Genomic DNA, 13,551 nt, shown 5'->3' on the forward strand with positions numbered 1-13,551 from the left:
AGGCAGCGTGAAAAAGGTCCAGCTCAGCATCTATCTCGATCCCGAAACGTTCAAAACGCTTGAGGCCTTCGCAAGCCGCGGTGGCCGGTCCAAGTCGCTGGTGGTCGAGGCCGCAATAGGTTCCTTCCTTTCTCCGGACGATTCCGATCGGCGCGAGGCTGTGATAGCAAAACGGCTGGATCGGATTGTGCGGGTGCTCGAGCGTCTTGAACGCAATGATGGCATCACGCTTGAGACCGTCGCGCTCTTCATCCGGTTCTGGCTGACCTCAACTCCGGCATTGCCGGAGCATTCGAGCCCTGCCGCCCGCGCCAAGGGCGGTGAGCGGTACGACCGCTTTGTCGAAGCGCTGGGACGACGACTTGCGAGCGGATCCAGCGTCCTGAAGGAGGTAAGCATCGACGTGCAAGCCTCCAAGAAGCCCGAATCGGCCTAGGTGAGCCGAGCGGGCGCGCGCGAAGGCAGACCGACACAGAGTCGTGAAGCGCGGGGAGCTTTCTTGACGTCCCAGAAGGCCATCGCGAGTGGCCCCTAGCTGCCGCGCAGGAGGCTGAAAGATCCGGCTCATCTTGAGCCCGCCTCGTCTTTCTTTGGCTACGCCAGACTACGACGCCGATGTCGGCGCGATTGATGTCGTGGTCGGATTGACCCTTCTGTCGACGCATCATCGCTGGGCCGATTCATCTGTTTCGACCGGAAAGCCACGCCGCACGGATAGCATGTGCCGTTTCGTGCGGTCGCAATTGAGGAGCTGAAGAAACAATGCAGATCGATGGTGAGGCTGAAGGTCAGGCCAGCTCGATTGGGAAAAGTTCCGATGGCGAGGTGGAGCCGAACTCGAACGAAGGTCTGCGAACCAAGAAGATCATCGTTCAGCTCTCCGAAAGCATCTTCGAGCGGCTTGAAGCCGCGACCGAACGCGCGGGAGTCGGCAAGAGCATGGTCGTCGACACGGCGCTTCAGCGTTTTCTGGCTCCTGCGCCAGCGGCCGAAGGGCTCATTCGTGAAACTCCGGACCGGTTCAGTGGTCAGATGGCAAGGCTCGAGCGCGAGGTCGCGATCGTTGCCGAGACAGTGGCCCTGCATGCGCGCTATCACCTCACCGTTACGGCGGCCATGCAATCATCCCAGCAGCGGGACGCATGCCTCCTCGGCCAAGAACGCTGCAAGGTTTTGGTCCAACAGCTCGAGCGCGGAGTGCGGTTTGGCCAACCATTGATTCAGGAGACGATTGATCGGCTCGGAAGGGCGAGCTGGCGTGCCTCTGAAATCGGTAGCGGTGTATCAGAGAGGCGAACTGCAGAAGAACTTCTTCAGGAGGGTTCGTCCGCACCCGCTGTAGAGGGGGGCTCCGAGCCGCGCGCTGCCGCCGAGGAGGGCGGCAGCAAGGTGAACTTTCGGAACCTGTCCAGCTCGTTGTGTTGAACGCACCGTCCAGAACGGCAGAAGCGTACAGAAAGGGTTCGCCGCGCAAACAACGCCTGTGGCACGCATCGAACCGCTTCCTGTGTGGCGGCTCATCGCCTGCATCTTTCTTCCCTTCGCGGCCGGGTACTACCTTGCTTACCTGTTCCGGACGATCAATACGCTGATCGCTGGACCCCTTGGCTCCGACCTCGGGCTGGGCGCTGCCGACATCGGGCTGCTCACGTCGATCTATTTCCTGGTCGTCATGGCGGGTCAGATTCCGATCGGCATGTTACTAGATCGCTACGGGCCGCGCCGGGTCCAGAGCTTGCTCTTGGTTGTGGCAGCAGCGGGGGCCGCGCTCTTCGGACTATCGACGGGTTTCGTTTCGCTTCTCATCGCCCGCGCGATGATCGGACTTGGGAGTGCAGCAGCGCTGATGTCGGGCCTTAAAATGATCGTCCTCTGGTTTCCTAGAGAACGTTTGGCCCTCATCAATGGCTTTATGATCATGCTGGGTTCGTTGGGCGCGGTCACGGCAACCGCTCCTGCCGAGGTGCTCCTGGACTGGATAGGCTGGCGCGGCCTGTTCGCGGTGCTGGCCGCCGCAAGCGCGCTCGCTGCCATTTTGATCTATCTGGTCGCTCCCGAACGAGTCGACAGCCCATCAGGCAGCACGAAGCCGGCCACACTGAAAACCATCTACTCTGATCAACGCTTCTGGCGGATTGCCCCCTGTCGGCAACCTGTATCGGGTCGGCGTGGGCACTGCAGTCCTTGTGGGCGGCACCTTGGCTTTGCGATATCGAACGGCTCAATCGAACAAGTCTCGTCAGCGAGCTGTTCGTGATGGCGACTGTTTTGAGCCTCGGGGCGCTAGTCTTGGGCGTGCTTGCAACCTGGGTGCGCAGCCGTGGCAGGAATATGGAAGTGTTGTTCGCGGCCGTCGCGGCCCTGTTGATCGGAGCGGAGATCGTCATCATCCTGCATCCGCCCTGGCCGTCACTTCTGCCGTGGTGCGTCGTGTCGGTGGCCGGATCGGCCACCGCTTTGACCTACGCCATCATAGGAGATTATTTCCCGCCCCAACTGGTCGCGCGCGCGAATGGTGGTTTGAACGTCCTGCAATTTGGCTGGGCCTTCATCGTGCAGTACGGGACGGGCCTGATTCTTGAGCGATGGCCCGTTGAGGCCGGCCACCATCCTTTGATTGCCTACCAGACCGCGTTCGGACTGAACGTGCTGCTACAGCTGGCGGCGCTCGCCTGGTTTGCCGTTCCATGGTTTCGAAGTCGGAAAGGGAAGAAGAGGACTTCGGCCCTACTCCAACCGGCCTGCGGCTGGAGCTCGGCTCATGCCGCTATCCCGGCGAGCGAAGCTGCGGTGCTGGAGGCGGATGAACACCTGGAGTGGTGACGCGAGCTTGACGGGCTGATGCCCAACGAGTGCTCCTTTTTCAGCGCCGCCGAACACGAGCTTATCGAACCTTCCTTTCCGACTCTTGCCGTTTCTACGCCAGACTACGACGGCGATGATCCTGTCTTGCGATAGCGTAGGATCTGCTTTTTCTACTTGTCTCACATGAGGCCGCTGAAGGGCAGGGCCTCGATCATGTGGGGCAGCCGTGGCGATACATTCATTTCATTTGGAAGCCGAGTTGCGCGGGGCGCGCATGCTCCGCACCGCCCTTGGGCCGGCCATTGCGGGCTTTTTGGAAGATCAGACCGTTGTGGAGGTGATGCTCAATCCCGACGGCCGGCTGTGGATCGACCGACTGTCGAGCGGCCTTACAGACACCGGAGAGAGCCTTTCGGCAGCGGATGGCGAACGAATCGTCCGCCTGGTCGCGCACTATGTAGGAGCCGAAGTTCATCCCGGCTCGCCCCGGATTTCGGCTGAGCTGCCGGAAACGGGGGAACGTTTCGAAGGATTGCTGCCGCCGGTTGTTGCCGCGCCGACCTTTGCCATCCGCAAACCGGCGATCGCCGTGTTCGGGCTGGACGACTATGTCGCCGCAGGCATCATGAACGTGAGCCAAGCGATCGCGCTTCGCAATGCGGTCGCCGCACGGAAGAACATCCTGGCCGCCGGCGGCACCTCGACCGGGAAGACCACGCTGACAATGCGCTGCTTGCCGAGGTCGCGAAAGGATCGGACCGCGTCGTTCTTATCGAAGACACCCGGGAGCTTCAGTGCAGGGCACCGAACCTCGTGGCATTGCGGACCAAGGATGGCGTGATCTCGCTCTGCGACCTTGTGCGCTCCCTCTTCGCCTGCGCCCTGACCGCATTCCGATCGGCGAGGTCCGTGGGCCGAAGCCCTCGATCTCTTGAAAGCCTGGGGCACAGGACATCCCGGCGGCATCGGCACGATCCACGCGGGGACCTCGCTTGGCGCGCTGCGCCGGCTCGAGCAGCTGGTCCAGGAAGCCGTCATCACCGTCCCGGGACAGTGCACGCCCTCGGCTGTTGGCCCGCAAGACTTCGTACCGGCCTGATGGATCCATCCGCCAGCTTAACGCAGCCGCCTCAAGACCAAGGCCGCCCGGCGGTGACGAGGGAGCAGGGCTTCTTCTGGCCTAGTCGACTTCGCTAGGATGAAGCCCGCGTCTTTCACGAGCTACGAAGGTGCGGAACTTGATACCATGTTGCCATGCGCCAGCCGTCAGCACATGTGTCTATTGCGTTCAGACGGGCGGCTCAAGATGACGCATGCTCCACTATATCCCGGGGGGGGGCGCTGGCTGCCCCGTCGCTGATGGCCGGAGCTGCGCAGCGGAAATTGCCGCGGCAGCCCAAGAAGGCTCGCAACGTATCAGCTGCCGCCGCATGCTGAGGTATTCTCTCCCGTTCTTTGATCAGACCTTGCGTTGTGCCCATTGCCACTTACAGGGCTGCTGCAAGGCTCGGGGGCCTGACCGAGCAAGTCCCGCAGGCGTTCGATGCGGGCGGCCTGGAAAGGTGAAGCAGGGTTGGTCATCAAGACGGGTCCGTCGGCTAGAATGCGACGGCTCGTCACCAGAAGGTCATCACGAGCATGGCCGCTCGATGGCTTGTCGGCTAAGCCCGTGCCCGTAGCGTCGGCACAGCCCCAGTCGGCGCTATGAATGCGCACCATGTCGCGATGGGCGCGCTTGATGAACGAGCGCTCAACCGAGCGACGGGCGAATATTGAAGCGACTAGCGCAAGCCCACAAATCAAATAGCTGTTCGAAAGGCTCCAAAATCCACCGACGACCACCGCGGTGAAAGTGAGTGCGGCGGCGGCGTTGCAGAGCTTGCCGACCATGAGCTTGCGGCCTCCCATCAGAATTGCCAGCCGGGCCGATCATCGGCGTTTTTGGTCCATATCCGCCGCTTTGCGATCCATGACTCGTACCGCGACCTTCCTCTCGGCTGCAGAGAATCATTCCCACGATGATTGCGCCATCATTGGGAGGTTCGGTGCGCCCTTCTTCCAGTTTGGAGGGAAAGCTTTCTTTGTGTATCGGTGGATTGACCCTTATCTCTCCTCTCGCCTAGGAAGCGCCGGGAGTTGAAGTGCCTGCGTTAAGAAAACAGATCAGGACCGAGATGAGCCACACGCCGCAGTCGCCAACCCAGCGAGTTACGATACCCCTTGTTCAGCAATGGAAGGAGGAGGGGCGGCGGATCGCAATGACCACCGCTTACGACGCGGTTGCAGCGCGCATCGCTGATCCGATCGTGGATATTATCCTCGTCGGCGACAGAGTTGGCAATGTTTGCCTCGGATTCGACAACACCTTGCCAGTCAGCGTCTCGATGATGAATCATCACCTCGAAGCGGTTGCGCGGACAAGACCGCGTGCCCTTCTCATTGCCGACACGCCCTTCCTCAGTTTCCACGTGAGCCGGGAAGAGACCATCCGCAACGCCGGCGGCTTCCTCCAGCGTGGCGCCGATGCGGTGAAGCTCGAAGGCGGTGCAAACCGCCTCGATATGGTACGCGCCCTGGTCGACTGTGAAATTCCCGTGATGGGACATCTCGGTCTCACCCCACAGAGCGTCAATGTCATGGGTTTCAAGGTGCAGGGCCGGACTGCCACCGACGCCTTCGGCCTGCTCGAGGACGCGCATCGTCTGGAGGAAGCTGGTTGTTTTGCTCTCGTGCTGGAGGGAATCCCGGCGGAGCTAGCAGCGCGGGCGACGGAGATCCTGAAGATTCCGACCATCGGAATCGGAGCCGGTCTTGATTGTTCGGGGCAGGTGCTCGTGTTTCATGATGTCGTGGGTCTTACCGACCGTAAGCCGCCCAAATTCGTGCGCGCCTATTCGAATGGATTTCAGCTGATGCAGGAGGCGCTCTCGCGCTGGGCGACTGACGTTCGTGACGGTACATTCCCAGGAGGGCAGGAATCCTATCGCCTTCCGGACGCGCTCAAGGAGCTCGTCGCAAACTGGCCTCCACACGAACCAACCTCAGGGTCGTAATCATGCGAACCATCCGATCCGTTGCTGAACTGCGTCGCGCTTTAGCTGAGGCTCGGGGCCCCGACAGACACATTGGATTGGTGCCCACGACGGGTTACCTGCACCAGGGCCACATGGCCCTGGTCGAAGACAGCCAGGCTCGTTGCGACGCCACGGTCGTCAGCATCTTCGTTAATCCTACGCAGTTTGGCCTAACCGAAGATCTCACCACCTATCCCCGCGACTTCCCTCGCGATGAACAACTTTGCCGGGAGGCAGAAGTCGACGTCCTCTTTGCTCCGGAGGTGCGGGACGTCTACTCTACCCGCCTCAGTTTGATACCTTTGTTGAACCCGGTGCACTCGCGGAGTCCCTGTGCGGCCCGTTCAGGCCCGGCCATTTCCGCGGCGTTGCGACCGTTGTCTGCAAGCTGTTCAACATGGTCCAGCCGGATGTCGCCTTTTTCGGGCAGAAAGACTTGCAGCAATGTGCAGTGGTCCGCCGCATGACCTTTGATCTCAATCTGCCGATCGATATCGTCACCGTGCCGACGGTCCGCGAGCCGGATGGCCTCGCAATGAGCAGCCGAAACCGCTATCTCAGCGCCCCGGAGCGCAACCGTGCATTGGCGATCAGCCGGCGCCTGCTCTCGGCGGAAACCGCGTTTCGCGAAGGAGAGTGCGATCCCGTCCGGCTGCTATCGCTTGTCAGGCCTCCCCTTGAGGCGTTGGATGAGTTGCAATACCTCGAAATCGTGGACGCTGAAACGCTAAAACCGGCCACGAACCCGTTATCGCGTCCGGTCGCCATTTGTGCAGCAGGCTATGTTGGCCCGACCCGGCTTATCGACAACGTCATGCTCGATCCGGACGCCAGGAGATAGGAAGCTCCAATCGGCGGGCCCCTCACAACGTGACAGCAAACAGGTGCAGAGAGGCGCTAGCGGAGAGGAAGCGAGCGAACCTTGGAGGGGCGCCACCTGACGAGCTTAGTGCGAGGAGGCGTGGAGCGTGTCTCTATTGAGATGGCGGATCCGGTCGCTCAGATTTTTTTTATCTTGAGGGCACGGCGCGCTTCATCGTCGCGGTCAGTTTTTTCGTTTTCCGACCAAGTACTTTGCCGACGAGGTTCCCACGTTGTGATCTCTCGTTTTGCTTGGTCTGCTTCATCGACATTCCCTAGATGCATTCAGCAAAATACGAGGACTGGGACATGGTCATGACATGGCCACTCACAGACCAGGGCCTAATGGCGCGGGAGCCAACGCGGTGACCGACACCGCTCGCCAGCTCGGCGTGACGAAACTGTTGCAGGCGGGCCCATTGGCGTGCTTAGCAGCAGAAATGACGCCCTCTTCGCTTCCTATCTGGCGGCGGCTCGACTGCTTCGTGAGCCTGCTATACCGGCGTGCCCTCGCTCGTGCTGACGGACCATGACCAGCTTCGCCCACGGCGCTTAAGGGAAATCTCAAAGAAAGAAAAACGATCGGACATAAACACTGACGGTCTGTCTGTACCGGAACGCCCGCTGCGGCTGCCCCGGCGATGGATTCTCCGCGGGAAAATAGACACTCTGGCAAGTGGCGAGACATCGCACGGACATCGCGGCGAAAATCGTCAAAAAGAGCCCCTCCAGCGCTGAATTCCATCACGGAGGCGCTTCCTCTAGCGCTGGCGTGGCGGAGCCAGACCAGCACAACTGTCCTGCTTCGAGGGCATGGCGGCAACGTCTTGGACAATCAACAAGCAACGACGACTGTGGTGAAGTTCATACTCGACTTTGGAATCAGCTAGTAGTTCTTTGAGGAGTTCACCGTGCTTTCTCTGCTACCATTCTTTGCGCCTTGCGGAGTCGCCAAGTGTTGGACGCAACGACCACTGCGCTTCTGCGTGCTGTTCTTGAGGAGGTTTGCGACAGTCTGCCTCGCAGCGAAACCGGCACTCGGGCCCATGTCGCTTCCAAGATCTTGGAGGCCGCCAACAAAGGTGAGATCACGGCGGAGCGCCTTCGGCAGGTCGCAATGCAAGCTCTTCGCTCCGCGCCAACCATGTGGCGCTAGATACGGACAAGACCGATAGTGCTCATGTGAATTTCCAGGTCACGGTGTTGAAGATCCTTGTGAGCTACCCGAACGGCTTCGCATCCATGCCGGACCTCAAGCGAGACATGGCCATTTTGGCCACGAGCGGTCCGGATTGGGCGGCACGCACCAAACGAATGGGCGCCCGTGTGCCCGAGCTCGACCTTTTTACGCAGCAACTCGTCGACCGCTTGCATGGAGGGTGGCGCATCACGGACAAGGGACGAGCGGTGCTCGAGCTGATGGAGCCGCGCCCTACTACGCACCAACTCCAACCAGAGGACACGAGAGCTCCTGAGCTGCCATCGCCAGTGCCGGCAGGATCTCTTCCTGTCGAACTACGCCGGAGTGAGCCCGAACGACTGGGGCGGCGCCGGTCCTCCAGGGTCACTGATGGCTAACGAGGCCGGCGCAACGATGCTGGACTCTCACGATCTCCGCCGGCGGATGGCCCGCCGGATTTGATTGACCAGATAAGTGCCCCAAATGATCATCATCTCGCCGACACGTTCCGTGCGCTTGCGCTCAGGGTACGTTGACCGGAGGCATGGCCGCAGTCGGGCGTAACACGAATTGTTCTCGCTGCTGCCCACGCGCTGCCAGGATGATCGCATGTTCGAGCCTCTTCGCGTTATTATGAAGGTTAAGTAATTTAAGACCTCGCTTTGCCTCTGAGGTCAAAGGCAATAATTCTCTTTCAACTGCCGACTTGCCAGCGTGGCCGGCTTGATGTCGCTCGCAAACAGCTCTTCGGCTTCTTTTCTGACGAAATGATTTGAAGGCGCTGCTGAGCGGTGTGATCTCGATGCTTTGGAGCAAGCGACAAACAAAGCGCGTGCGTTTCGAACGAGAGCATTGGGTCACCCTGTTGGGTGTAAATGGAAAATGGTGGCGCGATTGCGTTCTCGTTGAGATTTCCGAAACTGGCGCCCGCCTACGCGTTGACGGGTCTCCAGACGTGCTCAAATCACGACACTTTTTCTTGCTACTTTCCCGAACTGGATTGGCGTTTCGCCGGTGCGAATTGGTCATGCTAGATGGCTCGGAAGCGGACGTTCAGTTTGTAGTCCCTAGCATTGCTGGTTTGAGCACTCCTAGGATCGGCGGACTGTGACGAGGGGGAACTGCAAGCCAGCACGCCGTCGCTTGAAGAAAACGCGCTGGAGCAGGCAGCTAACATCCTGCCGGTAGGAGTCCGCCGTCTGCCACGAGCCGTTCGCGGGGTCGCGGAAAACGGCGCTGGCGAGTTCAGCGACGACGTCGTCGCAGTCCCGTGCAGAAGCTCGGCGATTTGGTCGATGTCGATGCAGCCGCGCTCGTTGAGGACGACCGCGAGCGCGTCTGCCGCGCTGGTGATTTCCGGGCCGCCGCCGGCGCGATCACCGATCGGCCCGGGCTTCGCGGTGTTCGTCTCGAGGTCGTAGTCCTCGATCGAGGCGACGAGCCAGCAGTCCAGGTCGTCGAGGAAGGGCTGGATGTTCGGCCGGCGGTGCGTCTCGCGCACCTCGACGATCTCTTCATCCTCCACCATGGAGACGGTGGTGAAGTTGATCGGGCCGAAGTCGCGGGCGAAGTTCGACTAGGCGATGCGCAGCCTGACCTGGGCGTTCTTCCACGGTCGGTCGAGCTCCTGCGCCTTCAACACCTCGCGCACGGAGTCGCGGACCGGGATCGGCTTCCGGATGATGCGCACATGCTTTTCCGGGATGCCCTCGGCGCTGCGGCCGTTGCGCGCTTTCACCACGACGGGCTCGCCGTCGACGACCTGCATAAATCCGTGGGCCTTGTCGAAGAAGTAGCTGCCGTCGCGCACGTGGCGATCGGCAGGCCAATCGACGTCCGATGCATCGCGGGCTTCTTCCAGGTCGGGAGCACTTCGGTACTCGTCGATCGCTATAAAACGTATAGACGTAAACAGTTCGGATCGAGTTCGGCGCCGATTCTCTGCGATCACCTTAGCTCGGTGGTACCGCGCCTTCCCCCCCGAGTTGCGCCATGAGCCAATCTGCGAAGGCTCGTACCGCCGATCTCTGTCGGCTGGCGCGCGGGTAGATCAGGCGGTGACCAACGTAGCGGATATCGTTAGCGCGTCGTGCCAACGGAGCGACCAATCGTCCGCTCGCCAGTTCGCGCTCGGCCAGGAGGGTCGATTCCAGCGCGACGCCCAATCCCTCCGCAGCCGTAGCAATCGCAAGAAAGCTCCGGTCGAATCTCATGCCGTGAAGCGCAGGGGCTTCCAAGCCATTTGCGGTGAACCATTGGTGCCACTGCACCCGCTTGACGTCGGAGCGGATGAGCGTCTGATCGAGCAGATCGGCAGCCTTTCGTATCGATTTTGCGAGCGAGGGCGAGCAGAGCGGCGTGACCGTCTCCTCCGGCAGAGGAACAATTTCGACACCTTCCGCGCGCGGCGGACCGTAGACGATGTCGATATCGAAATCATCATTGCTGAAGCGTGCGTAGTCGGTGTTTGCAGCCAGTCGAACTTCGAGCTTCGGGTAAGCGGCGAGAAACTGTGCAAGCCGTGGCGCCAGCCATTGCGCGGCAAAGCTGGGCGCGGAATGGACGCGCACCAATTGTGGCCCGCGCGCAGCGACTTCCTCGAGGCCGCGACGGAGCTGGTCGAATGCCGCTCCCGTGTGACGCATAAGGTTCTCGCCGGCCGGCGTGAGCCGCACGGATCGGGCGCTGCGCTCGAACAAAACGGTCCGAAGCGTGCCCTCCAGCTTGCGGATCGCGTGACTGACGGCACTCGGGGTCAAGTGAAGCTCATTCGCCGCATCGCGAAACGATCCAGTGCGGGCGGCCGCTTCAAAGGCGCGAATTGCCGATATGGGGATATTCGACAGCATCCCACAAGTGAACCAGATTCATCGGTCCGTGACAACTGCGCGCTTGTCCGTTCATCCTCCGCGGGTCATTCCTTGCCTTGCCAAGGAAGAATAAATTCGTGGGAGGAACTGATGCTGCTCAGCGGTAAGACGGCCATCATTTCGGGCGCAGCCTCGCCGCGCGGGATCGGGCTTGCCACCGCCCGGCGGTTCGCCGGCGAGGGCGCTCGGGTCGCCATTCTGGACATTGACGCTGGCGCTGCCGCGGATGCTGCGACGTCGCTTGGAACCTCCCACACTGGGCTAGGGTGCAACGTCGCCGACAAGTCGTCCTGCGAGCAGGCGGTCGCCCGCGTGATCGAATCTTTCGGCGGCATCGATGTTTTGATCAACAATGCGGGCATCACCCAGCCGGTGAAGTTTCTGGAAATTTCGGCGGCCGATTGGGATCGCATTCAGGACGTCAATCTCAAGGGCATCCTGTTTCTCTCTCAGGCGGTGATCCCGCATATGCGCGCACGGAAATCCGGATCGATTGCATGCATGTCGTCGGTCTCGGCCCAGCGTGGCGGTGGAATTTTTGGCGGCCCGCACTACTCGGCGGCGAAAGCCGGCGTGCTTGGCCTCGCCAAAGCGATGGCACGGGAGTTTGGCCCGGATGGCATTCGCGTGAATTGCGTCACGCCCGGCCTGATCGGCACCGACATCACGGCAGGGAAGCTGACCGATGAGATGAGAGCGAAAATCCTGGAAGGCATTCCGCTCAATCGCCTCGGCACGGCGGAAGACGTCGCCGGCATCTACACCTTCCTGGCGTCGGACCTCTCGGCCTATGTGACCGGTGCCGTGATCGACGTCAACGGCGGCATGCTCATCCACTGAGTTAGCGAGACAAGGTCAGATCGATGGAAACGCCGACCAACACGCTTGCGAACACGCCCAAGCTGGCGGACCGCGCCTACAACATTCGCCGCAATGCGCTGCGCATGGGTGAAGTCCAGGGCCAAGGCTATATCGCCCAGGCGCTGGACATCTCCGACGTTCTCGCGGTGGCCTATTTCCACGCAATGCGCTACCGGCCGGAGGATCCGTCCTGGGAAGGACGCGACCGCTTCCTTCTGTCGAACGGGCACTACGCCATCGCCCTCTACGCGGCTTTGATCGAGGCGGGGATTGTTCCCGAGGAAGAGCTCGAAACCTATGGCAGCGACGAGAGCCGCCTGCCGATGTCGGGCATGGCCTCCTACACACCCGGAATGGAAATGTCGGGCGGTTCGCTCGGGCTTGGGCTCAGCATCGCAGTCGGCATGGGCCTGGGGCTCAAGCGTAAGAAATCCGAGGCGCGGGTGTACACCTTGTTCTCTGACGGCGAGCTTGATGAAGGCTCGGTCTGGGAGGCCATCCAGTCGGCAGGCCACTACAAGCTCGACAATGTGATCGGCATCGTCGACGTCAACAATCAGCAGGCGGACGGTCCTTCCACGCAGGTCATGGCATTCGAGCCGCTGGTGGACAAGCTTCAGGCCTTTGGCTGGTTCGTGCAGCGCGTCGACGGCAACGATCTCAATGCCGTAGTTGCCGCCTTCGACGCCGCCAAGTCCCATCCTGAGCCCAAGCCACGGATGATCATCGCGGACACGCTGATGGGGAAAGGTGTTCCATTCCTGGAGCAGCGCGAGAAGAGCCATTTCATCCGCGTCGAGCAGCACGAATGGCAGCTCGCGCTCGCCGCGCTGGAAGCCGGGAGGCAGGCATGAAGACCGTCAGATCCGCACCGAAGCCGGGCAAGCCTCGCCTGACCACCTCGGCCATGATCGCATCGATCGCGACCGAGGGACAGAAGACGAAGCCGGCGCCCTTTGGACACGCGCTCGTCGAGCTCGCACGCAGCCGTCTCGATGTGGTCGGCATGACGGCCGATCTCGGCAAGTACACTGACCTGCACATCTTTGCGAAGGAATTTCCGGACCGCTATTACCAGATGGGCATGGCCGAGCAGCTTTTGTTCGGCGCCGCGTCCGGCCTCGCCGCCGAAGGCTTCATGCCGTTCGCCACCACCTACGCCGTGTTCGCATCGCGGCGGGCTTACGACTTCATACACCAGACGATCGCGGAGGAAGACCGCAACGTGAAGATCGTCTGCGCGTTGCCGGGTCTGACCTCGGGCTATGGCCCGAGCCATCAGGCCGCGGAGGATCTTGCGCTGTTTCGCGCGATGCCGAACATGACGGTCATCGATCCCTGCGATGCCCATGAGATCGAGCAACTGGTGCCCGCCATCGCGGCGCATCAGGGACCGGTCTACACGCGCCTGCTGCGCGGGCAGGTGCCAGTCGTGCTTGACGAGTACGACTACAAATTCGAGCTCGGCAAGGCCAAGCTGATCCGTGGCGGGGAGGACGCCCTAGTCATCTCGTCCGGCATCATGACCATGCGTGCGCTCGAAGCCGCGCAAACTTTGAGGGGCGACAGCGTCGATATTGCGGTGCTGCATGTTCCAACCATCAAGCCGCTCGATGCCAAGACGATCTTGCGGGAAGCCGGTAAGTCGGGCCGCCTTGTCGTCGTTGCCGAGAACCACACAACAATTGGCGGTCTTGGCGAGGCGGTTGCCGGACTTCTGATGCGTTCCGGTGTCCATCCGCCTTTTCGCCAGATCGCATTGCCGGACGAATTTCTTGACGCCGGCGCACTTCCGACACTGCACGACCGCTACGGGATTTCCACCGCAGAGGTCGCGAGGCAGATCAAGCAGTGGCTTTAGAGTACCGGCGCTAAGCGCCAACTCAGCCAAACCTCAGTG

10 protein-coding genes and 4 pseudogenes are annotated in these 13,551 nt (G+C 61.2%); 11 read left to right on the plus strand and 3 right to left on the minus strand.

All coding sequences use genetic code 11. The features are described from left to right. The first annotated feature begins 7 nt into the window (after window positions 1-7). From IVB54_RS40535 to trbB, 4 genes and pseudogenes are all read left to right on the plus strand, one after another. Window positions 8-436 (plus strand): CopG family transcriptional regulator, encoded by a 429-nt coding sequence (locus IVB54_RS40535; protein WP_247478020.1) that lies wholly within the window; start codon window positions 8-10, stop codon window positions 434-436. Window positions 437-762: 326 nt separating this feature from the next. After that, the gene (locus IVB54_RS40540; RefSeq protein WP_247478022.1) at window positions 763-1,425 is read left to right on the plus strand and encodes a hypothetical protein; all 663 of its coding nucleotides are present in this window, start codon (window positions 763-765) and stop codon (window positions 1,423-1,425) included. An 82-nt stretch (window positions 1,426-1,507) separates the two neighbouring features. Continuing rightward, window positions 1,508-2,823: pseudogene (locus IVB54_RS40545) on the plus strand (MFS transporter). A gap of 256 nt (window positions 2,824-3,079) precedes the next feature. Beyond that, window positions 3,080-3,853, plus strand: a pseudogene (gene trbB, locus IVB54_RS40550) (P-type conjugative transfer ATPase TrbB); the annotation flags it as partial. A gap of 368 nt (window positions 3,854-4,221) precedes the next feature. Here the strand turns inward: trbB and IVB54_RS40555 are convergent. Continuing rightward, window positions 4,222-4,695 carry a hypothetical protein gene (locus tag IVB54_RS40555; RefSeq protein ID WP_247337824.1) on the minus strand — a complete coding sequence of 158 codons (474 nt, stop codon included), beginning with the start codon at window positions 4,693-4,695 and terminating at the stop codon, window positions 4,222-4,224. 284 nt (window positions 4,696-4,979) lie between these two features. Between IVB54_RS40555 and panB the strand changes: the two genes are divergently transcribed. From panB to IVB54_RS40575, 4 genes and pseudogenes are all read left to right on the plus strand, one after another. Then, window positions 4,980-5,858: a 3-methyl-2-oxobutanoate hydroxymethyltransferase gene (panB, locus tag IVB54_RS40560; RefSeq protein WP_247478025.1), complete on the plus strand. Its 879-nt coding sequence runs from the start codon at window positions 4,980-4,982 to the stop codon at window positions 5,856-5,858. A 2-nt stretch (window positions 5,859-5,860) separates the two neighbouring features. Beyond that, window positions 5,861-6,720 (plus strand): annotated as a pseudogene (gene panC / locus IVB54_RS40565) (pantoate--beta-alanine ligase). 975 nt (window positions 6,721-7,695) lie between these two features. Further along, window positions 7,696-7,896: a hypothetical protein gene (locus IVB54_RS40570; RefSeq protein WP_018459031.1), complete on the plus strand. Its 201-nt coding sequence runs from the start codon at window positions 7,696-7,698 to the stop codon at window positions 7,894-7,896. A gap of 26 nt (window positions 7,897-7,922) precedes the next feature. Continuing rightward, window positions 7,923-8,318 carry a hypothetical protein gene (locus IVB54_RS40575; RefSeq protein WP_247299934.1) on the plus strand — a complete coding sequence of 132 codons (396 nt, stop codon included), beginning with the start codon at window positions 7,923-7,925 and terminating at the stop codon, window positions 8,316-8,318. A gap of 786 nt (window positions 8,319-9,104) precedes the next feature. Here the strand turns inward: IVB54_RS40575 and IVB54_RS40580 are convergent. Both IVB54_RS40580 and IVB54_RS40585 read right to left on the minus strand, forming a co-directional pair. After that, window positions 9,105-9,778 (minus strand): annotated as a pseudogene (locus IVB54_RS40580) (lactate dehydrogenase); the annotation flags it as partial. Between the two features lie 94 nt (window positions 9,779-9,872). Next, window positions 9,873-10,769: a LysR substrate-binding domain-containing protein gene (locus IVB54_RS40585; RefSeq protein WP_026233713.1), complete on the minus strand. Its 897-nt coding sequence runs from the start codon at window positions 10,767-10,769 to the stop codon at window positions 9,873-9,875. Window positions 10,770-10,880: 111 nt separating this feature from the next. On the opposite strand from IVB54_RS40585, the gene IVB54_RS40590 reads away from it, so the two are divergent. Genes IVB54_RS40590 through IVB54_RS40600 form a run of 3 tightly spaced genes read left to right on the plus strand, consistent with a single transcriptional unit; the run spans window position 10,881 to window position 13,512 of the window. Beyond that, complete coding sequence (locus IVB54_RS40590) at window positions 10,881-11,630, plus strand: glucose 1-dehydrogenase (protein ID WP_247299936.1); 750 nt, start codon at window positions 10,881-10,883, stop codon at window positions 11,628-11,630. A 23-nt stretch (window positions 11,631-11,653) separates the two neighbouring features. Continuing rightward, window positions 11,654-12,505, plus strand: coding sequence for a transketolase (locus tag IVB54_RS40595; RefSeq protein ID WP_247299938.1), 852 nt, complete (start codon window positions 11,654-11,656; stop codon window positions 12,503-12,505). Then, on the plus strand, window positions 12,502-13,512 hold the full coding sequence (locus IVB54_RS40600) for a transketolase family protein (protein ID WP_247478030.1): 1,011 nt from the start codon (window positions 12,502-12,504) through the stop codon (window positions 13,510-13,512). The genes IVB54_RS40595 and IVB54_RS40600 overlap by 4 nt, the downstream gene beginning before the upstream one ends. Window positions 13,513-13,551 lie beyond the last annotated feature (39 nt).

Origin of the sequence: Bradyrhizobium sp. CW1 (assembly GCF_023100665.1) — a bacterium.
Taxonomy (GTDB): Bacteria; Pseudomonadota; Alphaproteobacteria; order Rhizobiales; family Xanthobacteraceae; genus Bradyrhizobium; species Bradyrhizobium canariense_D.